This is a genomic window from Citrobacter sp. Cs237 (assembly GCF_030332325.1).
Lineage (GTDB): Bacteria > Pseudomonadota > Gammaproteobacteria > Enterobacterales > Enterobacteriaceae > Citrobacter_A > Citrobacter_A sedlakii.
This window is the reverse complement of sequence record NZ_JAOWIB010000101.1, coordinates 13,781-33,818: the sequence shown is the minus strand read 5'-3', so window position 1 is coordinate 33,818 and position 20,038 is coordinate 13,781. Positions and strand designations below refer to the sequence as shown.

Sequence of the window (20,038 nt, the reverse complement as noted above, 5' to 3'; positions counted from 1 at the left end):
TGTTTTCTCCCTTATTAATAACGTGCTTCGCGGAATAACCCGAGGGCTTCCTGTACCGGCCGGTCTGAAAAACTGAATAACACGGTGTCATCGAAGGATGTAAACGACACGCCGTGCCAGGTCGGCACCACGAAAATGTCTTTGGCGGTAAAGGTGAAGGTTTCATTGCCGATGGTCACTTCGCCGCTGCCCTCCACCACGTGGTAAATGGTGCTGTCGGTGGTACGCGCCATCCGCGAGACAAAGCCATTCGGCAACAGCTGCAGGAAAGTGCCCATCGATGGCATCGGGTACCCGCCGGTGACCGGGTTGACGTAGCGCATTTTGTAGCCGTCCCACTCGTCGGCCTCGCCGAAACGGGTCAGATCGTGCAGCGCTTCGCGACTGCGATCGTAGCGATAGTTGAAGATCGGTGATGAATTCCCCTTTTGCTGACGCAGCGGCAGCATGTTAGCGGCATAGCGCGGCAGGTAATCGCCCTCTTTGCGCGTCACCGGCTGCTGATCTTCCGGGTAATCCTCGGCAAAGCCGCAGCCGAGAAGATTCACCAGCGGCAGGTCCAGCCCGTCAAGCCAGACAACCGGCTCATCGCCCGGGTTGCCATGGTCATGCCACTGCCATTGCGGCGTCAGAATAAAGTCACCGACGTGCATCTGCGTGCGCTCGCCATCCACGGCAGTGAACGCCCCTTTCCCTTCCACAATAAACCGCAGCGCCGACTGGTTATGGCGGTGGCTCGGGGCGACCTCTCCCGGCATGATCAGTTGAAGCCCGGCATACAGCGTCGAGGTGATAGAGGATTGTCCGCGCAGCATCGGGTTTTCCAGCACCAGCACGCGCCGCACCGCCTCTTTTGCGCCAATCAGGTTGCCGCTCTCCAGCAGCAGCGGACGAATTTCCTGGTAGTTCCAGTAAGCCGGCGCGCAGTTGGCGTTCGGGGTTTGCGGCACCAGGTGATGCAGCGACTCCCACAGCGGGGTCAGGTTTTGCCCCGAAATATGCTGATAGAACTGCTGACGGCTGTTTTTGACATCCTGGTTATGTTCAGACATAGGGATTCTCCTTATTCATTTACCATACCGCCAGTGCGCGGCACGTTATCGGGGACAGAGGCTGACTGACGGACAACCACGATCAGCAGGGTCAACATCACCGCGCTGATCGCCGCCGGGACAGCGATAATGAAAAACAGCGTATCGAATGAGAAATTCATCGCCATCATCACGCCGCCGGAGAGCGATCCGACGATGGCGCCGCAGCGACCCACCGCGTTTGACCAACTGACGCCCGTCGCGCGGCTTTGCGTCGGGTAGAGCGTGGCGGTTAAGGCGTTCAGTCCCACCTGCGATCCGCTGATCCCTACCCCGGTACCAAAAATCGCCAGCGCCATCAGCCACAGGCCGTTTTCGCTCAGGCCAATCATGATGATGCACACCGCGCCCAGCGCATAGCTCACCGCCAGAACCCGGAACGGGTTGTGTTTATCCATCAGTACGCCCAGCGCCAGCGCCCCCAGCGTACCGCCAATCTGGAAAGCCGCCGTCACCCAGGAGGCCTGCTGGAGGTCAATGCCGCGGTGGTTGAGCAGCGTGGGCATCCAGCTTGAAAGCAGATAAATAATCAGCAGGCTCATGAAGAACACTACCCATAACATCAGGGTAATGGGCAACTGGCGACCCACGAAAAGCTGACGAATGCTGCCTTTGGCGATCGCCGCCGCTTCATTAAGGTAAAAATGCGTGTCCTCGTAACGCTGACGGGTAATGGCGCTGACCGTGCGGGCAATGGTGGCCTGCGGCAGCTGGCGACGAACCTGCCAGCGCGGAGATTCCGGCAGCACGAACAGCAGCGCGGCGAACAGCATTAACGGCAGCACCCCGCCAAGGATCAGAATGCCGTGCCAGCCAATGACCGCCACCAGTTGGGCGCTGACGATCCCCCCCATCGCCGAACCGAGGGTAAAGCCGCAGAACATCAGGGTCACCAGCGCGCCGCGCCGCCGCGCAGGCAGATATTCAGAGGTCATGGTGATGGTGTTCGGCATCGCGCCGCCCAGCCCAAGCCCGGTCAAAAAGCGCAGGAATACCAGCGTTTGCAGATCCGGCGAAAACGCCGAGATCAGACTCAGAGCGCCGAACAGCGCCACGCAAAGCTCGATAACCCGTTTGCGGCCAAAGCGGTCGGAAAGTGGGCCGCAAAGCAGCGCGCCCGCCGTCAGCCCCAGCAGTCCCGCGCCAAACAGCGGCGCGAGGTCACCGGCGGTCAGTTGCCAGTGGCTGCGAATGTCGGGTGCAATAAAGCCAATCGCGGCAGTATCAAAGCCGTCCAGCATCACCACCAGAAAGCAGCAGATGATCACCCGCCACTGGGTTTTGCCGACGGGGGCGGCATCGATCAGAGCCTGTAGTTCACGTCGTTGAGTCATTGTGTATGCCTCGGTGCAGGTAAGGTAAGAGGTTCTTTTGTTTTTGGTATGTTACGAGTTTGTAGATGGGGCGATAAAATGTACAATGGCTTTTCATGCAGAGACATAACCTGGAGGTTATCGCGGATGGCAAACTGGGCGCAGAAATTGAAACTTCATCACCTGCAAACGCTGATGGCGCTGGGCGAGCAAGGCAATCTCACGCAGGTGGCGCGAATGATGAATATCAGCCAGCCCGCGCTGTCGAAATGGTTGTCACAGCTCGAAGATGAGATAGGGATCACGCTCTTCGAACGTCACAGTAAAGGCCTGCGCCCGTCCGAAGGCGGCAAATTGTTGTTGCAGCATGCTCAGCGCTTAATCAACGACATGGAGCGATCCCAGTATGAAATTGCCCGCTTTAAGGCCGGTGGTCTGGTCGGCAGCCTGAAAATCGGTTGCTCGCCGGTGGCGACTGACTGTGTGTCACAGGCGATCCTCGGTTTGCTTAGCGAAATGCCGACGCTGCACCTCAACATCGAAGAAAAAGTGATGACGCCGCTGCTGCACGATCTGCTGGCGGGGTCAGTGGATGTGGTGGTTGGCCGGGTTGGCGGGCGGGCGCTCCAGCTTCCGCTGAACTATCAGGTCCTGTATACCGAACCCGTCTGCTTTGTTGCGCGGCCGGATCACCCACTGGCCAGCCATGCCAGCCTCTCCTGGAACGATCTTGCCAGCTGGCGCTGGATCGTCTGGCCGACGGGGACGCCCATCCGCATCAGCATTGATAACGCGCTGGTCGATAACGGCGTGATGCTGCCAGAGAACACCATTGAATCGGCATCCATGAACGTCAGCACTAACCTGCTGCAAAGCAGCGACATGATCTCTATTCTTTCTTTACGGCTGGCGCAGCGCTATGCCAGCCAGGGGCAGCTGGTGATCCTGAACCTGCCGAAGATAGAGCAGAAAGGCAGCGTCGGCGTATTCTGGCGCAACAACGAAACGCCTTCGGCGGCGCTCAGCCGCTTTCTGCACTTTCTGACGCAGGTCTAGCCCGACGAAAGGAGAACATGGCACGATGTTCCCGTTGTCTATCCTCAGTATGCTAAGAATTCATGATGTGATCGGTAGCACGTTTTAACGTTTAATTGTATGATGAATCCATCTCATTTAAGGCGTATCCCATGAGTAAGACACTGAATATCATCTGGCAATATTTACGCGCTTTCGTGCTGATCTATGCCTGCCTGTATGCGGGCATTTTTATTGCAACTCTGCTTCCTGTCGCCATTTCCGGCAGCATTATCGGCATGCTGATCCTGTTTGTCCTGCTGGCGCTACAAATCATCCCCGCTAAATGGGTCAATCCTGGCTGCTATGTCCTGATTCGCTATATGGCGCTGCTGTTTGTGCCAATTGGCGTGGGCGTGATGCAGTATTTTGACTTACTGCGCGCGCAGTTTGGCCCGGTGGTGGTCTCGTGCGCCATCAGTACGCTGGTGGTTTTTCTGGTGGTCAGCTGGAGTTCGCACCTGGTTCACGGTGAACGTAAAGTGGTTGGACAGAAAGGATCAAAAGAATGATGGCCTATATCTGGTGGTCGCTGCCGCTGACCTTAGCGGTCTTTTTTGCCGCGCGGAAGCTGGCGGCGCGCTTTAAGTTTCCGTTGCTGAACCCGCTGCTGGTGGCGATGGTGGTCATCATTCCGTTTTTGCTGCTTACGGGGATTCCCTACGATCACTATTTCAAAGGCAGTGAAGTGTTAAACGATCTGCTGCAACCGGCGGTCGTGGCGCTGGCCTATCCGCTATATGAACAGTTGCACCAAATCCGCGCCCGCTGGAAATCCATCATCACCATCTGCTTTGTCGGCAGCGTCGTGGCGATGGTGACCGGCACCTCGGTTGCGCTGCTGATGGGGGCAACCCCGGAAATTGCCGCGTCGGTATTGCCAAAATCCGTCACCACGCCAATCGCAATGGCGGTGGGCGGCAGCATTGGCGGCATCCCGGCAGTGAGCGCGGTTTGCGTGATATTTGTCGGTATTCTCGGCGCCGTCTTTGGCCACACCCTGTTAAATGCCATGCGTATTCGTACTAAAGCCGCGCGTGGCCTGGCAATGGGAACGGCTTCTCACGCCCTCGGCACCGCCCGCTGCGCGGAGCTGGATTATCAGGAAGGGGCGTTCAGTTCGCTGGCGCTGGTGATCTGCGGGATCATCACCTCCCTGATCGCGCCGTTTTTGTTTCCGCTAATTCTGGCGGTAGCCGGCTAAAATTTGCGATACGTCGCGCATTTTTCATTTAAGTTTCATAAGTTGCACAAATAATGAGATTTATATCACATATAAAGCCCTGACAGGCCCGTACACTACGATCCCATTACATTATTTTGAGGCAACGCCATGCACCCACGTTTTCACACTGCCTTTGGCCAACTTGCGGATAACTTGCAATCAGCGCTGGCACCGATCCTGGCGGAAACGCATTTCCCCGCCTTGCTGACCGCAGAGCAGGTCGCGTGGCTGAAAAGCGCCACGGGACTTGACGAAGACGCGCTGGCATTTGCGCTGCTGCCCCTGGCTGCGGCCTGCGCCTGTACCCCGCTCTCCCATTTCAACGTCGGCGCGATTGCGCGCGGCGTCAGCGGCACCTGGTATTTCGGCGGCAATATGGAATATCTGGGCGCCACCATGCAGCAAACCGTCCATGCCGAGCAAAGCGCTATCAGTCACGCGTGGCTGCGCGGTGAAAAAGGCCTTGCGGCGATCACTGTCAACTACACGCCATGTGGTCACTGTCGTCAGTTTATGAATGAACTGAACAGCGGGCTGGATCTGCGCATTCATCTGCCAGGACGCGAACCGCATACCCTGCGCGACTATCTGCCGGACGCCTTCGGCCCTAAAGATCTGGACATTAAGACGCTCTTGATGGACGAGCAGGATCACGGCTTCTCCGCCGAAGGCGACGCGCTGGCGCAAGCGGCCATTGCCGCGGCGAACCGCTCACATATGCCTTACAGCCAGTCACCAAGCGGCGTGGCGCTGGCGTGCAAAGACGGCAACATTTTTAGCGGAAGCTACGCCGAAAATGCGGCGTTTAACCCGACTCTGCCGCCGCTTCAGGGCGCGCTGAATTTATTGAATCTCAACGGATATGATTTTGCCGATATTCAGCGGGCGGTGCTGGCGGAAAAATCGGACGCCTCGTTGATTCAGTGGGATGCCACCGCCGCAACGCTGAAGGCATTAGGCTGTAATAATATCGACCGCGTATTGTTAGCATAAACCTGTCATCATCCAGGCCGGCGTGAGCAACATCCCCCCTCTTGCGCAATTGCCGTTGCTTTTTCCTGCCTGGATGGTACGCGTTTTTTGCCGGGCGTATTGCTGAAAATCCCTTCGATCAGACTGCCGTTTCTTGCGCTTCGCAGGCGGGTAAAGTAGCCTGATTGAAATTTCATCCCGTTACCGAGTTTTCTTCATGCTAAAGCGCGTTTTTTACAGCCTGTTAGTCCTGATCGGCTTGCTGCTGTTGACCGTGCTCGGCCTTGACCGCTGGATGAGCTGGAAAACCGCGCCCTATATTTATGATGAACTGCAGGACCTTCCCTATCGTCAGGTCGGCGTGGTGCTCGGCACCGCGAAATATTATCGCGCTGGCGTCATCAACCAGTACTACCGTTACCGCATTCAGGGCGCGCTCAACGCCTATAACAGCGGGAAAGTGAACTATTTGCTGCTTAGCGGCGACAACGCCCTGCAGAGTTATAACGAACCGAGAACCATGCGTAAGGATCTGATTGCCGCAGGCGTCGATCCGGCGGACATCGTGCTGGATTACGCCGGGTTCCGCACGCTGGATTCAATTGTCCGCACCCGCAAGGTTTTTGACACCAACGACTTTATTATCATCACTCAGCGCTTCCACTGCGAGCGCGCGCTGTTTATCGCTCTGCACATGGGCATTCAGGCGCAGTGCTACGCCGTCCCGTCGCCGAAGGATATGCTGACGGTTCGGGTTCGCGAGTTTGGCGCACGCTTTGGCGCGCTGGCGGACCTGTACTTGTTTAAGCGTGAACCGCGTTTCCTCGGCCCGCTGGTGCCTATCCCGACACAGCATCAGATCCCCGATGACGCGCAGGGTTACCCGGCGGTTACGCCAGAGCAGTTGCTGGAATTGCAAAAGAAACTGGGAAAATAACATGGAAGATAAAACGATTTTTATCGTCATTGGCGTACTGATGATCGTCCTGTGGACCTTTCGTGAAGGGCTCAAAGCGCTACGCGCAGGCAGTGTAGAAAAAACGGTAAAAGGCTCGCAGACGCCGCTTATCATTCAGCGGACCGGGCAACCGGGCGTCTACTGGAGCTACGTTATCGCCTATTTTGGCGTTGCCGTTGGCGCGCTGGTTGTCGGCGTCTGGTTAGTGTTCTTTAAATAAAAAACCGGCGCAGAGGCTCTGCGCCGGTTTTTTTGTCCTGCCGGTTACTTCTTACGTGCGTACTTCAGGGAGTCCAGCGCAACGGCGAAAATGATAATGCCGCCCTTGATAATGTACTGCCAGTACGGGTTAACGCCGATATAGGTCAGGCCGTAGTTGATAACCGTAAAGATAATGACCCCGGTCACCACGCCCAACACCGTCCCAACGCCGCCGCTAAACGATACGCCGCCTACGACACACGCGGCAATCGCATCCAGTTCATACATAAAGCCGAGGTTGTTGGTGGCGGAGCCGATACGCCCCGCTTCCAGCAAACCGCCAAACGCGTAGAACACGCCGGAGAGGGCATAGATCATCAGCAGGTTCAGCGCGACGTTGACGCCAGACACTTTCGCCGCTTCCGGGTTGCCGCCGATAGCGAAAATATTTTTACCGAAGCGGGTTTTGTTCCACAACACCCACACGAACGCCACGGCGATCAGTGCGTAGAATGTGATATAGGAAAGCCGGAAGCTGCCTAACGCGATAAAGCCCTGCGCGAAGGTCGAGAAACCGCTGTCAAAGCCGGAAATCGGCGATGCCCCAACGAAGTCGTAATACAGGGAGTTAATACCGTACACGATAATCATCGTACCCAGCGTGGTAATAAACGGCGTCACGTTCAGATAGGCGATAATGATGCCGTTGATCAGGCCGATAATCGCGCCAATAGCGCAGACAATCAGGATCACCAGCGCAATCGGCATGGTCGCCATTTCCGGAAAGACCTTATTGGCGTTCTCCATCGACTGCAATAGTGTTGCCGCAACCACCGCCGCCAGCCCGACCTGACGCCCGGCTGACAGGTCTGTCCCCTGGGTGACGATCAGCCCCGCCACACCGAGGGCGATAATAATGCGCACCGAGGACTGAGTCAGAATGTTACTCAGGTTAAGCAGACTTAAGAACGTGGGATCCTGAAAAATAATAATTGCCAGTAAAACTAAAAGAACGACGTAAATACCGCCCTCTTTCAGATAAGTGAGAAAACTTTTCTTATTTAACGCACTCATGAGGAGCCCCTGATCTTAAAGGTGCAAAGACGCAAGACGCAAAATTTCATTTTGCGTGGTCGTTTTAGTATCAACAATTCCAGACACGAGTCCGTTGCTCATGACCAGAATACGATCGGTTATCCCTAACAATTCCGGCATTTCGGAGGAGATAATGATGATCCCTTTTCCTTTTTTGGCCAGTTCCGCAATTAACTGATAGATTTCAAATTTGGCGCCAACGTCAATCCCACGCGTGGGCTCGTCGAGCATTAATATCTCCGGCTGGGTCAGCAGCCAGCGACCAATAATCACTTTCTGCTGGTTGCCTCCGGAAAGCGAACCAATTTGCGTGCGGTGGCCAGGGGTTTTTACCCGCATGGAGTCAATAACCCACTGGGTGTCGCTTTTCATCCGCGAATTGTCTAACAGACCGACCTTGTTTTTATAATTATGGATATTGGAGATTAAGGAGTTAAACCCAATATCCAGATAGGCATAAATACCGGTAGAGCGTCTCTCCTCGGTAACCAACGCAAAGCCGTGGTTGATGGCTTCGTTCGCATTATGGTTATTGATTTTTTTGCCGTGCAGGGTAATGGTGCCGGAAGATTTCTCACGAATACCAAACAGCGTTTCGACGATGTCGGTACGTTTTGCGCCTACCAGCCCGGCAATACCGAGAATTTCACCTTTATGCAGATCAAAAGAGACGTCACGAATCGACGGCTGGCGCAGCGACGTCAGATTACGCACTTCCAGTATTACTTCACCGGGTTTGTTCTCTTTATCCGGGAAACGCTGGTTCAGCGAGCGTCCAACCATCATGGCGATGATCTTGTCCATATCCAGCCCTTCGAGCGGCTGAGTGGCAATCCACTGACCGTCGCGCAGCACCGTGACCTCATCGCAGAGCTGGAAAATCTCTTCCATTTTATGCGAGATATACACAATGCCGCAGCCGCGTTCTTTCAGCTTACGAATAATCGTAAACAGATGATTAACCTCTTTTTCGGTTAACGACGAGGTCGGCTCATCCATGATGACGATTTTGGCGTTATAGGAAAACGCCTTGGCAATTTCGATCATCTGCATTTGCGAAACGGAAAGCGTCCCGACGCGCGCCCGCGGGTCGATATCAATATCCAGTTCGTCAAATATCGCTTTTGTGTCGCGATACATTTTGTCCTGATCGACAAACATGCCTTTGGTGGGATAACGCCCGAGCCACATGTTGTCCATCACAGAGCGTTGTAATACCAGGTTTAATTCCTGATGAACCATTGAAATACCGTTTTCCAGCGCTTCTTTCGCTGAATGGAAATCGATCTCTTTCCCCTGAAATAATATGCTGCCAGAATCTTTTTGATAGATGCCAAAAAGACATTTCAATAGTGTCGATTTCCCTGCGCCGTTTTCTCCCATCAATGCATGAATAGAGTGTGGACGGACTTTTAAATTAACATTATCAAGTGCCTTAACGCCGGGAAAAGACTTGTTGATACCGCTCATTTCCAACAAGTATTCGCCTGATGACGGTGTCGTTGTGCTGACCATAATTATACCTTGTCGGCCTCGCAGAGTGCGTGATTAAAGGGCGCGATCGCGATCGCGCCCAACAGTCTTACTTTTTGGAGAACTCGGCCAGGTTATCTTTATCTACGCCCACGTAAGGAACGCGCACAATTTTGTTTTCAATTTTCCAGCTGGTGCCGTCTGCGGCGCCTTTGCCATCCGCCAGGTTTTTCGCCAGATCGAATGTCGCTTTCGCCTGGTTGTTGGCGTCATTCAGCACAGTACCGGCCATCGCTCCGGATTTCACCAGCGCCAGCGCTTCTGGCAGCGCATCCACGCCAAAGACCGGAATGCTGGTTTTGTTGTGCGCTTTCAGCGCTTCTACCGCCCCCATTGCCATCGCATCGTTGTTAGCGATAACCACTTCAATTTTGTTAGCGTTCGGGCCGGACAACCACGCGTCCATTTTGTCTTTCGCCTGAGCGGTATCCCACATGGCGGTATCTAACTGAAGCTGTTCGGTCTTGATGCCTTTGTCGTTCAATTCTTTAACCACGTAAGTGGTACGCGCTTCCGCGTCCGGGTGACCCGGCTCGCCTTTCAGCAGTACGAACTGAATCTGACCGTCTTTATTCAGATCCCAGCCCTGATTCGCCGCCCAGTGTTTCGCGATCAGATCGCCCTGGATAATACCGGATTCTTTGGAGTCAGTGCCGACGTAATAGGCTTTGTCATAACTGTCCAGCGCTTTACGGGAAGGTTCTTTGTTGAAGAAAACCACCGGCACGTTCTGGCCGCGGGCTTTTTCAATAACGGTGCCAGCCGCCGCCGGGTCGACCAGGTTGATCGCCAGCGCTTTCACCCCCTTCGCCAGCAGGACGTCTATCTGATCGTTCTGTTTGGACTGGTCGTTTTGCGAGTCGTTCATCAGCAACTGGACGTCCGGCGCCGCTTTCGCGTCTGCTTCGATAGCCTTACGCACCACGGACATAAAGTTATCGTCATATTTATAGATTGTCACACCGATGCGAGTATCCGCGGCGTGCGCAGCCGCGCCGAACAACATGCCTGCCATTACAGCAGAAAGGGTCAACACCTTCTTATTCATGGTAACTCCGGTTTTATTATGCAGGGTAGTGCTTCAGATAAATGCCCGGCGGGACATAACGTTAACGAAGTGTTAATTGAACGCCGAGGCTCTTTTTAAAAAAATCGTTCTTCCTTGCCCGGTAACGCTCCAGAAATAGGTTTTAATTTTGCTTAAAGCAGCTTTCATTCGTTAAAAGTGATTACTCACGGTTACATCGTAGTTACACTGCGCTAAGCGGTGCCATCATAGCGACGGCAATGTTAATATACTGTGAATTTACTCACATATTGAAAACGGTTACATCTGCCGACGTCATAAGTTAGTGATCACTACCGCATTCTGCCGGGCTGCGACGGAATGTCGCCTGACCAGCGTCGGCATAAAACAGTGGGTCGCCGTTGCGTCCAGCGTCCCCGCCGCGCCCTGTAATGCCAGCTCGGTTGCCAGTTTCGCCATCGACGCGATGGGATAACGCACCGTTGTCAGTTGTGGATCGGTGTAACGGGCAATGGGAATATCATCGAAACCAATGATCGAAAGATGCAGCGGGATGGCAATGCCGTTATCCTTGAGTGCCGTCAGCGCGCCGGCGGCCATGCTGTCGTTATAGGCGAAGACGGCGGTCAGTTGCAGGTTGCGCCCCAGCAGTTCGACCATTGCAGACTCCCCGCCCTGCATGTCCGGCGAGCCCACGCCTGTCCAGCTTTCCGGCGGCGTTATCCCCTGCTCGCCAAGCGCGCTCAGCCACCCTTCCCTGCGCATATCGTCATCTTCAATACCGTGGCTGGAGGCCAAATAACCAATCCGCTGGTGACCGTTGTTCAGCAGCATCCGGGTCGCCATTTTCGCGCCGCTGATGTTGTCCAGGCAGACGCAGCGATGAGCATAGCCAGGCACGATACGGTTAATCAGCACCATGCCGGGGATTTGATCCATAAATTCGCCCAGTTCACGATCGCTCAGCGCCTTTGAATGGACGATCAGCGCGTTACATCGCTGACGGATCAGCACTTCAATCGCATGGCGCTCTTTTTCCGCCTCATGATAGCTGTTGCCGATCAGGACATATTTCTGATGCTGTTGGGCGACCATATCGACCGCTTTCACCAGTGCGCCAAAAAAGGCATCAGAGACATCCATCACCACCACGCCGATGGTTTCACTCACCTGCGTCGCCAGCGCCTGCGCATTGGCGTTGGGGCGATAGCCCAGCAGCGTCACCGCTTTCATTACCGCCTCGCGCGTATCGGGACTGACCAGCGCGCTGTTGTTTAAAACCCGGGAAACCGTCGCCACGGATACGCCAGCCTGACGCGCCACATCACGTATGGTGATCATATTCACTACCCTGTTTGACAATGCAGTGGTTCACTGCACAACTGGCGGCTATTTTGTCAGCGGTAGGAAAAGCGCTACGTGAGTAAGGTCACAGGGATGAAAGCGCTTACATCCGTTTTGTTAATGATTGTGATCCAGATCGTTATCCGGATGTATGAGAGATGCGCGCTCCTGATGCCCGCAGGGTTAACTGACGCCATACCCATTCCACCGGCCCCTGCGGCAGGAAGCGCAACCAGAAAACGGAGAACAGCAGGTTTACCAGCCAGACGGGGATGACGAACAGCAGCAGCGTGCTACGGTCAAACTGCATAAATAAGCCAAACTGATAAAACAGCGTGGTACAGAGGAGCGTTTGTAGCAGGTAGTTGGTCAGCGCCATCCGCCCAACGCAGGCGATGGCAAATACGAGTTTTAGACGACTTAGCTGCGGCCAGTAGCCGAACAGCAGCGCGGCATAGCCGATCGTCTGTAACGGCGCGCTCAGCTCGCGCGGCGCTTGTAACAAAAACGCGCACCAGCGGTAGCTCCACGCCAGTTGCCACTGCGCAACCACGGCAGGCAGATTAATCAGCAGGCCAACGGCAATCAGCAGGAAACCGGTGCGTCGATAGTGGGCAAGGCTATACTGCCCTTTCAGCCAACCGCTGCGCATCAGCGATGCCCCGACCAGCATCATCCCGGCCAGTTGCCAGCCATACTGCGCGCCCAGCGCCAGCAGACTGTTGGACAACGCGTCAACCCGGTTGCTGATGGCTTCCATACCCCCGTTCACCTTCCAGTATTTTTCATACAGAAGCGCCGCGTCGTCTGGCGTCCACGCGCGACTGGTTTGGCTGTCAGAGATCGCGCCGAGCAGCAGTAAAACGCCAATACCGACCAGATACAGCAGAATGCCCGTATTCATCAGGCTTTTTACCGAAGGCGCATCGCGCACCAGCCGCCAGCAAATCAGCCCGACCAGGCCATAAGCCAGCAAAATATCGCCATCCCAGAACAACAGGGCATGCAAAAAACCCAGCAAAACCAGCAGGGTCAGTCGCGCCTGGATCCAGCGTTTTCCGCGCGGCAGCAGCATATGCAGTCCGGCGCCAAACAACAAGGCAAAAAGCGTGAGGAATTTGGCCTGGGCGAACACATCGAGTACAGCCCAGGTCCAGGCATCCTGCGCGGTAATCTCGCCATACCAGGCAGGATTAAGGTAAGCCGCCTTTGGTAAACCAAAGGCGCTGATATTCAGAAGCAGAATGCCCAGAACGGCGACGCCACGAACAACATCCAGCGTGACATTTCGCGCCATAGCCTCTGCCCCGATCAGTTATGGTGACGCACTGCGCGCAAGAATTCCTGACGCGTATTCTGGCTGGACTTGAACAGACCGCCGAGCGAAGTGGTGGTGGTGGCGCTGGTCGCATCGCGGATACCGCGCGCTTTCACGCAATAATGCACAGCATCAATCGATACCGCGACATTATTCGTGCCGAGCAGGGTCTGTAAGGCGGTCAGGATCTGCTGGGTTAAGCGCTCCTGCACCTGCGGACGCTGTGCGAAGAACTGCACGATGCGATTGATTTTTGACAGGCCGATCACCGAATCTTTCGGGATATAGGCGACCGTCGCTTTACCGTCGATAGTCACAAAATGGTGCTCACAGGTACTGGTTAGCGTGATATCGCGCACCGTCACCATTTCATCCACCTTCATTTTGTTTTCTATGACGGTAATTTTCGGGAAGTTGGCGTAATCCAGACCAGAGAAAATTTCATCGACATACATTTTCGCAATGCGATGCGGCGTTTCCATCAGGCTGTCATCGCTCAGGTCGAGATTAAGCAGCTGCATAATTTCGGTCATATGGCCGGCGATAAGACGTTTGCGCGTTTCGTTATCCATCTCATGCACGGGCGGGCGCAACGGTGTTTCCAGCCCTCGCGCGACCAGCGCTTCATGTACCAGAGCCGCTTCTTTACTCAGTGATGACATCAATTTTTCTCCTGCAGGTGTGGCGCCTCTGCCCTGCGTGGGGCAAAGTTTGTCGGCTGTGTGACAGCCCGATTATTGTGCGTGAGGCCGTGCACATAATCCAGTATTCACAACGATAATTATTGAAATCGTCGTTGCCTTTCGTTCCGCCGCCAGAACAGACTGCGGAAATCTGTTAATTATACGTTGTGCAAATGATGAGGCATCTTTGCTGAATGCGGAAGTGAAAGTTACTCACAGCACCATGAATTATCTGTATTATGGGGCGTTTGCGAACACATTCCGATCACATAACAAGGAGCCACGCATGGAAATGCTTGAGGAGCACCGCTGTTTTGAAGGTTGGCAGCAACGCTGGCGACACGACTCCACCGCGCTGAACTGTACAATGACGTTCAGCATTTTTCTTCCGCCGCCCCGCGACAACACGCCGCCTCCGGTCCTGTACTGGCTCTCGGGCTTAACCTGTAATGACGAAAACTTTACCACCAAAGCGGGCGCGCAGCGGATCGCCGCAGAACTGGGGATGGTACTGGTCATGCCGGACACCAGCCCGCGCGGTGACGCGGTCGCCAACGATGACGGTTACGATCTCGGCCAGGGCGCCGGTTTCTACCTCAATGCCACGCAGCAGCCCTGGGCCGCGCATTTCCGCATGTACGACTATATTCGCGACGAACTGCCTGCGCTGATCCAGGCGCAATTCAACGTCAGCGATCGCTGTGCGATCAGCGGCCATTCAATGGGCGGACACGGCGCGTTGGTACTGGCGTTAAAGAACCCCGGCAAATATACCAGCGTTTCCGCCTTTGCGCCGATCGTTAACCCCTGTCGCGTGCCCTGGGGCGAAAAAGCTTTTTCCGCTTATCTGGGTGAGGATAAAGCCGACTGGGCACAATGGGACAGCTGCGCGCTGATGTATGCCAGCAAGCCGGAAGAGGCCATACCGACGCTTATCGATCAGGGCGACAGCGATCAGTTCCTCGCCGATCAGCTCCAGCCTGCCGTTCTGGCGGAAGCCGCCCGGCAGACCGCGTGGCCCATGACGCTGCGTATTCAGCCGGGCTACGATCACAGCTATTACTTTATCGCCTCCTTTATAGAGGATCATCTGCGGTTCCACGCCGAACATCTGATGAAATAATGCGCATGCCCGGCTATGTCGCCGGGCACAACGTCGGTGGGGTCACGCGCCCTCTCCTGTTTACCGGGCTTGCCGCGCCTCTCCAATTTTTCCGTCATATCTCCTTTTTTTCTTCATTTTTTCGTCACATTTACGTTTACGTATCCTGTTGACTTGCAAGCTTTTTCTTTATAAATCAACTAAACACAAATGATTTCAATTATCATTTGTGTTTACAAATATAGATTATTTTGTACAATTCTTCCGCTTCTTTACCGCAAAGAGTCCTTAAAAGACAAATACATACAGTTGTCATGGCCTTTTACATGACAAGCGGATTTTACTCGTTTAATGGAATGACAAAATGACCATACCTCACGTTAAGGCTCTCGCTGTCGCCGTCGGCGCGGCATGCCTCCCATCGCTCGTTCAGGCTGCCGATCAGGATACCGTTGTGGTGACAGCAACCGGATTTGAGCAGAAAATTCAGAACGCGCCTGCGTCGATTTCGGTTATCACCAAACAGCAACTTGAAGATAAAGCGTATCGCGACGTGACCGATGCGCTGAAAGACGTCCCCGGTGTCGTGGTCACCGGCGGCGGAAGCAGCAGCGACATCAGCATCCGCGGGATGGCGTCGCAGTACACGCTGTTCCTCGTCAACGGCAAACGCATTAGCACCCGCGGAACCCGCCCGAACAGCGACAATTCCGGTATCGAACAAGGCTGGCTGCCGCCGCTGGAGTCTATCGAACGTATCGAAGTGATTCGCGGCCCGATGTCCTCGCTGTACGGTTCCGATGCCATGGGCGGCGTGATTAACGTGATCACCAAAAAAGTCTCCAACACTAAAGGCTGGAGCGGCTCGCTGCATGGCGACGCCACCTTCCAGGAAGACAGTGATTCCGGCGATCTGTTCCAGACCAACGCCTATGCCTCCGGTCCGCTGATCGACGGCCTGCTGGGGGCGAAAGTGACCGGCCTGCTCTCTCGCCGCGCGGAAGACCAGATCGTCAACGGCTATAATGAACAGCGCCTGCGCAACGGCGGCCTGACCCTGAACTTCACGCCGGACGATAAAAACGATTTCGATTTTGATATTGCCCGCGAGCTTCAGGATCGCAACAGTACGCCGGGTAAATCCATGGCGGCGGAAACCTGCCGCAATGGCACCTGCAAGCCGAACAGCAAAAGCGAAAACCGCTATGAGCATACGACATATTCACTGACTCACAGCGGCTACTATGAAGACGTCAACAGCACCAGCTACATCCAGCAGGAAGAAACCAACAATCCTGGCCGTGAGATGAAGTCCTATAACACTATCTTCAATAACCAGAACCAGATTTTCCTCGGGGCGCATACGCTGACGCTGGGCGGTCAGTATCGCTATGAAAAACTGACGGACAACGGCAACCAACTGGAAGCGGCAGACGGTCTGAACAAACTCACCCGCTGGAGCTGGGCGCTGTTTGCGGAAGACGAATGGGCGATGACCGACAGCTTCACGCTGACCGGCGGCATTCGGATGGATAAAGACGAAAACTACGGCGATAACTGGACACCGCGCGGTTACGGCGTCTGGCATCTGAACGATCAATGGACGTTGAAAGGCGGTGTATCTGCGGGCTATCGCGCGCCGGATCTGCGTCAGTCCTCTGCAAGCTGGGGACAAGTCACCGGCGGGGGCCGTCTGAACGGAATCATCGTGGGCAACCCGGACCTGAAACCGGAAAAAAGCCTGAGCGAAGAGCTGGCGTTGCTGTGGGATAACGGTGAAAACCTTAACGCAGGCGTCACCCTGTTCAATACCGATTTCAAAGATAAAATCACCGAAGTGCGCCGCTGTAACAGCAGCGCCGACCCGGCCTGCACCATCGGCAGCACCCAGTATGATTTTGTCAGCGATCGCGTCAACGTTGATGAAGCCACTATGCGCGGCGTGGAATCCACCTTCGGCTGGAAAATCACCCCCGATATCAACTGGACGGCGAACTATACCTATACCGAATCAGAACAAAAGAGCGGTCAGTTCTCTGGCAAGCCGTTAAACAAAATGCCTAAGCATATGTTCAACACCACGCTGGACTGGCAGGCCACACAGGACGTGGGTTTCTGGAGCCGGGTGAACTTCCGCGGTAAAACCTCTGAATACCTGAGCCGAACCTCGATGTCGCAGGGCACGCCGTCGTATACCCAGGTGGATGTTGGCCTGCGCTATAACGCGAATAAAAACCTGCTGGTGACCGCCGGGGTGTATAACGTTCTGGATAAACAGATCGATTACGACACGTATGACACGGTACTGGATGGCCGTCGCTATACGGTGGGGCTGACGTATAACTTCTGAGGCTGAGAGCATAAAAAAACCCCGGCATGATTTATGTCGGGGTTTTTTGTTTGCCGGAAGGCGATGCAATAGTCTTTTCCGGCCTACAGGTAAGCGCTTAGCGCGGTTTCTTCAGGCGTTCGGGGAACTGCATTTCGCTGTAGCGAACAAAACGAGAGCCTTTTACCAGCTTGTAGCCAAACCAGATAATCAGGAACAGCGGGATACCAATGTAGGTTGCCGCGACGCCGCCCCAGTCAATGGTGTCTTTCAGGAATGCTTCGTAGTTCTGGCCGAGCGTAATGATCAGGCACAGCACAAAAGCGAAGATGGGTCCCAGCGGGAAGAAGCCTGAACGATACGGCAGGTCGTTAATATCGTTGCCCTGCATAACATAGCCGCGACGGAAGCGATAATGGCTGATCGCAATCCCCAGCCAGGCGATAAAACCGGTCATCCCCGAGGTGTTGAGCAACCACAAATAGACCGTCTGGTTTCCGAACATGGAGGTCAGGAAGCACAGACCGGCAATCACGGTGGTGGCATACAGCGCGTTACGCGGTACCCCGCCGCGGGACAGCTTCGCGAAAATACGCGGCGCTTTACCGTCGCAGGCCAGGGTGTAAAGCATACGGGTTGACGCATACATCCCGGAGTTACCCGCCGACAGTACCGCCGTCAGGATCACCGCATTCATTACCGCCGCCGCCGAAAGCAGACCCGCATGCTGGAACACCAGCGTGAACGGACTGACGCTGATGTCTTTCACATCGTTACGCAGCAGGCTCGGATCGGTATACGGAATGATCAGGCTGATAATCAGGATCGCGAAGACGTAAAACAACAGGATTCGCCAGAACACCTGACGTACCGCGCGCGGAATGTTTTTTTCCGGATCTTCAGACTCACCGGCGGCGATACCGATAAGCTCAGTCCCCTGGAAGGAGAAGCCGACAATCATCGCCACGCCGATCATCGCCGCAAAGCCGCCCGCAAACGGCGCATCGCCGGTTGTCCAGTTGCTCCAGCCCACCGGCTGCGTGCCTTTGAAAATACCGACAATCATCATGATGCCCACGATGATAAAGATGATTACCGTCGCCACTTTGATCAGCGAGAACCAGTATTCCGCTTCACCAAACCCGCGTACCGATATGTAGTTCAACAGGAAAATCACACCAAGGAACAGCGCGCTCCAGATCCAGCCGGGCGTGTCCGGGAACCACCAGCTCATCACCAGTTGCGCGGCGACCAGGTCAACAGCGATCGTCACCGCCCAGTTGTACCAGTAGTTCCAGCCCAGCGCAAAGCCAAAGCCTTCTTCAACATAGTTCTGGCCATAGGTGGCAAACGAACCTGAAACCGGCATATACGCCGCCAGTTCGCCAAGACTGGTCATCAGGAAGTAGACCATCAGGCCAATCAGGATATAGGAAAACAGCGCGCCGCCTGGACCCGCTGCTGAAATGGTTGCGCCAGATGCAACGAAAAGCCCCGTACCGATAGAGCCGCCGATGGCGATCATCGTCAGGTGGCGCGCCTTCAGTTCGCGACGTAGCGCGGGCGCTTCTGTGGTTTTAGTTTTGGAAACCATGTGAAAATGCTGTCCATCCAAAAAATGAGGCGCGATTGTAGCAGACGAAACGCTATCCTTCCGGCACAAATGCGCAGTTATAAGAGACCTTCATGACTGGCCGCGGATTATAAGTAAAGCACTAAAGTGTAGGCCGGACAGGACGATTTCGCGTCCCGGTTCGTTAAGGACGCGAAGAGGACGTCGGATAGAGGAGAGACCGCCTCCCGCTTGCGGAAGTTATTCGCAGTAGCGTAAAAAGCGCAGCAGCGCGTTTGACAGGTGTTTCTGGCGATGGTGAATGCGCCACAGGGTACGCACCAGCCGCGGCAGCGGTACCGCTACTTCGCTCAGCGTGCCGGCGTGCAACTGTTCTTCAATCACCCGCCGCGACAGGCAACTGATGCCCAGTCCGTGGCGTACGGCGTGCTTAATGGCTTCCGAATTTCCCAGCTCCATCGCCATTTCAAATTTGGGTAAATGCGACAACAGCAGGTAGTCCACTATTTCCCGCGTGCCGGAACCCCGTTCACGCAAGATCCAGGGGGCGGCGGCAAGCTGCTCCAGCGTCACCGGTTTTTGCGCCAGCGGCGAAGAGGGCGCGGCAAACACCACCAGCTCATCCTCAAGCCACGGCTCCGAAATGATTTCCGTACTGTGACATGGCCCTTCGATCAGGCCGATATCGACGCGAAAATCGAGCACCGCGGTGATCACATCCTGACTGTTACCCACGCTCAGCTCCAGCGGTAAATCCGGGAAGTCATGACGATAACGGGCAATGACCGCAGGAAGAATATAGTTACCAATGGTGCTGCTGGCATAGACCCGAAGAGCGCCGTTATCTTCGCGAAACAGTTGTTCAATTTCCGAGGCCTGTTCCAGCAGCGCCAGCGCCCGTGGGTACAACAATCGCCCGTGTTCGTTAACCACCAGCCGCTTTCCCACCCGGTCAAATAGCTGAACGCCAAGCTGTCCTTCCAGGTCGGTGAGCGCCGCGCTGACCGCCGATTGCGACAGCGCCAGCATCACCGATGCCTGGGTTGTCGAGCCGCTTTTTAAAACTTCGGTGAATACTTCCAGTTGTCGCAGGGTGATGTGCATGGTCGCTTACCACTTATAAAGATTAATTATAAATATATAATCAATTTTATTTTTAAACCAGATCGCCGTAATCTTTTGCCCAGATAAAGGAGAAGG

Annotated in this window: 18 protein-coding genes; 8 read left to right on the top strand and 10 right to left on the bottom strand. The window is 54.9% G+C overall.

Annotated features, from left to right (window positions below; translation table 11 throughout):
• Nucleotides 1-14: 14 nt before the first annotated feature.
• Both gtdA and mhbT read right to left on the bottom strand, forming a co-directional pair.
• Nucleotides 15-1,052 (bottom strand): gentisate 1,2-dioxygenase, encoded by a 1,038-nt coding sequence (gtdA, locus tag OGY07_RS09265; RefSeq protein WP_286600115.1) that lies wholly within the window; start codon nt 1,050-1,052, stop codon nt 15-17.
• An 11-nt stretch (nt 1,053-1,063) separates the two neighbouring features.
• On the bottom strand, nt 1,064-2,425 hold the full coding sequence (gene mhbT / locus OGY07_RS09260; protein ID WP_060569313.1) for a 3-hydroxybenzoate transporter MhbT: 1,362 nt from the start codon (nt 2,423-2,425) through the stop codon (nt 1,064-1,066).
• Between the two features lie 126 nt (nt 2,426-2,551).
• On the opposite strand from mhbT, the gene OGY07_RS09255 reads away from it, so the two are divergent.
• The 6 genes from OGY07_RS09255 to OGY07_RS09230 all read left to right on the top strand — a co-directional run bounded on the left by OGY07_RS09255 (nt 2,552) and on the right by OGY07_RS09230 (nt 6,853).
• Nucleotides 2,552-3,460 carry a LysR substrate-binding domain-containing protein gene (locus OGY07_RS09255; RefSeq protein ID WP_042284482.1) on the top strand — a complete coding sequence of 303 codons (909 nt, stop codon included), beginning with the start codon at nt 2,552-2,554 and terminating at the stop codon, nt 3,458-3,460.
• 131 nt (nt 3,461-3,591) lie between these two features.
• On the top strand, nt 3,592-3,990 hold the full coding sequence (locus OGY07_RS09250) for a CidA/LrgA family protein (protein WP_042284484.1): 399 nt from the start codon (nt 3,592-3,594) through the stop codon (nt 3,988-3,990).
• Complete coding sequence (locus OGY07_RS09245; protein WP_042284486.1) at nt 3,987-4,682, top strand: CidB/LrgB family autolysis modulator; 696 nt, start codon at nt 3,987-3,989, stop codon at nt 4,680-4,682. The genes OGY07_RS09250 and OGY07_RS09245 overlap by 4 nt, the downstream gene beginning before the upstream one ends.
• A 129-nt stretch (nt 4,683-4,811) precedes the next feature.
• Nucleotides 4,812-5,696: a cytidine deaminase gene (gene cdd, locus OGY07_RS09240; protein ID WP_286600113.1), complete on the top strand. Its 885-nt coding sequence runs from the start codon at nt 4,812-4,814 to the stop codon at nt 5,694-5,696.
• Nucleotides 5,697-5,892: 196 nt separating this feature from the next.
• Complete coding sequence (gene sanA / locus OGY07_RS09235; RefSeq protein WP_042284490.1) at nt 5,893-6,612, top strand: outer membrane permeability protein SanA; 720 nt, start codon at nt 5,893-5,895, stop codon at nt 6,610-6,612.
• A 1-nt stretch (nt 6,613) separates the two neighbouring features.
• Complete coding sequence (locus OGY07_RS09230; protein WP_042284493.1) at nt 6,614-6,853, top strand: DUF2542 family protein; 240 nt, start codon at nt 6,614-6,616, stop codon at nt 6,851-6,853.
• Between the two features lie 44 nt (nt 6,854-6,897).
• Here the strand turns inward: OGY07_RS09230 and mglC are convergent, their stop codons facing one another.
• The 6 genes from mglC to folE all read right to left on the bottom strand — a co-directional run bounded on the left by mglC (nt 6,898) and on the right by folE (nt 13,813).
• Nucleotides 6,898-7,908, bottom strand: coding sequence for a galactose/methyl galactoside ABC transporter permease MglC (gene mglC, locus OGY07_RS09225; protein ID WP_042284495.1), 1,011 nt, complete (start codon nt 7,906-7,908; stop codon nt 6,898-6,900).
• A gap of 15 nt (nt 7,909-7,923) precedes the next feature.
• On the bottom strand, nt 7,924-9,444 hold the full coding sequence (gene mglA / locus OGY07_RS09220) for a galactose/methyl galactoside ABC transporter ATP-binding protein MglA (protein ID WP_181822901.1): 1,521 nt from the start codon (nt 9,442-9,444) through the stop codon (nt 7,924-7,926).
• A gap of 67 nt (nt 9,445-9,511) precedes the next feature.
• Nucleotides 9,512-10,510: a galactose/glucose ABC transporter substrate-binding protein MglB gene (gene mglB / locus OGY07_RS09215; protein ID WP_042284499.1), complete on the bottom strand. Its 999-nt coding sequence runs from the start codon at nt 10,508-10,510 to the stop codon at nt 9,512-9,514.
• A 294-nt stretch (nt 10,511-10,804) separates the two neighbouring features.
• Nucleotides 10,805-11,830, bottom strand: a complete 1,026-nt coding sequence (gene galS / locus OGY07_RS09210; protein ID WP_286600108.1) for an HTH-type transcriptional regulator GalS — start codon at nt 11,828-11,830, stop codon at nt 10,805-10,807.
• A 142-nt stretch (nt 11,831-11,972) separates the two neighbouring features.
• Nucleotides 11,973-13,130, bottom strand: coding sequence for a DUF418 domain-containing protein YeiB (yeiB, locus tag OGY07_RS09205; RefSeq protein ID WP_286600106.1), 1,158 nt, complete (start codon nt 13,128-13,130; stop codon nt 11,973-11,975).
• 14 nt (nt 13,131-13,144) lie between these two features.
• Nucleotides 13,145-13,813 (bottom strand): GTP cyclohydrolase I FolE, encoded by a 669-nt coding sequence (gene folE / locus OGY07_RS09200; RefSeq protein ID WP_042284508.1) that lies wholly within the window; start codon nt 13,811-13,813, stop codon nt 13,145-13,147.
• Nucleotides 13,814-14,120: 307 nt separating this feature from the next.
• Here folE and fghA point away from each other — a divergent pair, with 307 nt between their 5' ends.
• Nucleotides 14,121-14,957: an S-formylglutathione hydrolase gene (gene fghA, locus OGY07_RS09195; RefSeq protein ID WP_286600104.1), complete on the top strand. Its 837-nt coding sequence runs from the start codon at nt 14,121-14,123 to the stop codon at nt 14,955-14,957.
• A gap of 343 nt (nt 14,958-15,300) precedes the next feature.
• Nucleotides 15,301-17,286: a ligand-gated channel protein gene (locus OGY07_RS09190; protein WP_042284512.1), complete on the top strand. Its 1,986-nt coding sequence runs from the start codon at nt 15,301-15,303 to the stop codon at nt 17,284-17,286.
• Nucleotides 17,287-17,383: 97 nt separating this feature from the next.
• Here the strand turns inward: OGY07_RS09190 and lysP are convergent, their stop codons facing one another.
• Entirely contained in the window at nt 17,384-18,859 is a 1,476-nt protein-coding gene (gene lysP / locus OGY07_RS09185) for a lysine-specific permease (RefSeq protein WP_042284515.1), read from the bottom strand.
• Between the two features lie 219 nt (nt 18,860-19,078).
• Complete coding sequence (gene yieE, locus OGY07_RS09180) at nt 19,079-19,942, bottom strand: DNA-binding transcriptional regulator YeiE (protein WP_042284517.1); 864 nt, start codon at nt 19,940-19,942, stop codon at nt 19,079-19,081.
• Nucleotides 19,943-20,038: the final 96 nt, after the last annotated feature.

What these genes read in the sequence shown, in the direction of transcription:
- fghA (WP_286600104.1), top strand. Translation starts at nt 14,121, where the DNA reads ATGGAAATGCTTGAGGAGCACCGCTGTTTTGAAGGTTGGCAGCAACGC.
- mglB (WP_042284499.1), bottom strand. Translation starts at nt 10,510, where the DNA reads ATGAATAAGAAGGTGTTGACCCTTTCTGCTGTAATGGCAGGCATGTTG.
- OGY07_RS09190 (WP_042284512.1), top strand. Translation starts at nt 15,301, where the DNA reads ATGACCATACCTCACGTTAAGGCTCTCGCTGTCGCCGTCGGCGCGGCA.
- yeiB (WP_286600106.1), bottom strand. Translation starts at nt 13,130, where the DNA reads ATGGCGCGAAATGTCACGCTGGATGTTGTTCGTGGCGTCGCCGTTCTG.
- sanA (WP_042284490.1), top strand. Translation starts at nt 5,893, where the DNA reads ATGCTAAAGCGCGTTTTTTACAGCCTGTTAGTCCTGATCGGCTTGCTG.
- yieE (WP_042284517.1), bottom strand. Translation starts at nt 19,942, where the DNA reads ATGCACATCACCCTGCGACAACTGGAAGTATTCACCGAAGTTTTAAAA.
- cdd (WP_286600113.1), top strand. Translation starts at nt 4,812, where the DNA reads ATGCACCCACGTTTTCACACTGCCTTTGGCCAACTTGCGGATAACTTG.
- gtdA (WP_286600115.1), bottom strand. Translation starts at nt 1,052, where the DNA reads ATGTCTGAACATAACCAGGATGTCAAAAACAGCCGTCAGCAGTTCTAT.
- mglC (WP_042284495.1), bottom strand. Translation starts at nt 7,908, where the DNA reads ATGAGTGCGTTAAATAAGAAAAGTTTTCTCACTTATCTGAAAGAGGGC.
- galS (WP_286600108.1), bottom strand. Translation starts at nt 11,830, where the DNA reads ATGATCACCATACGTGATGTGGCGCGTCAGGCTGGCGTATCCGTGGCG.
- OGY07_RS09255 (WP_042284482.1), top strand. Translation starts at nt 2,552, where the DNA reads ATGGCAAACTGGGCGCAGAAATTGAAACTTCATCACCTGCAAACGCTG.
- folE (WP_042284508.1), bottom strand. Translation starts at nt 13,813, where the DNA reads ATGTCATCACTGAGTAAAGAAGCGGCTCTGGTACATGAAGCGCTGGTC.
- OGY07_RS09250 (WP_042284484.1), top strand. Translation starts at nt 3,592, where the DNA reads ATGAGTAAGACACTGAATATCATCTGGCAATATTTACGCGCTTTCGTG.
- OGY07_RS09245 (WP_042284486.1), top strand. Translation starts at nt 3,987, where the DNA reads ATGATGGCCTATATCTGGTGGTCGCTGCCGCTGACCTTAGCGGTCTTT.
- mhbT (WP_060569313.1), bottom strand. Translation starts at nt 2,425, where the DNA reads ATGACTCAACGACGTGAACTACAGGCTCTGATCGATGCCGCCCCCGTC.
- OGY07_RS09230 (WP_042284493.1), top strand. Translation starts at nt 6,614, where the DNA reads ATGGAAGATAAAACGATTTTTATCGTCATTGGCGTACTGATGATCGTC.
- lysP (WP_042284515.1), bottom strand. Translation starts at nt 18,859, where the DNA reads ATGGTTTCCAAAACTAAAACCACAGAAGCGCCCGCGCTACGTCGCGAA.
- mglA (WP_181822901.1), bottom strand. Translation starts at nt 9,444, where the DNA reads ATGGTCAGCACAACGACACCGTCATCAGGCGAATACTTGTTGGAAATG.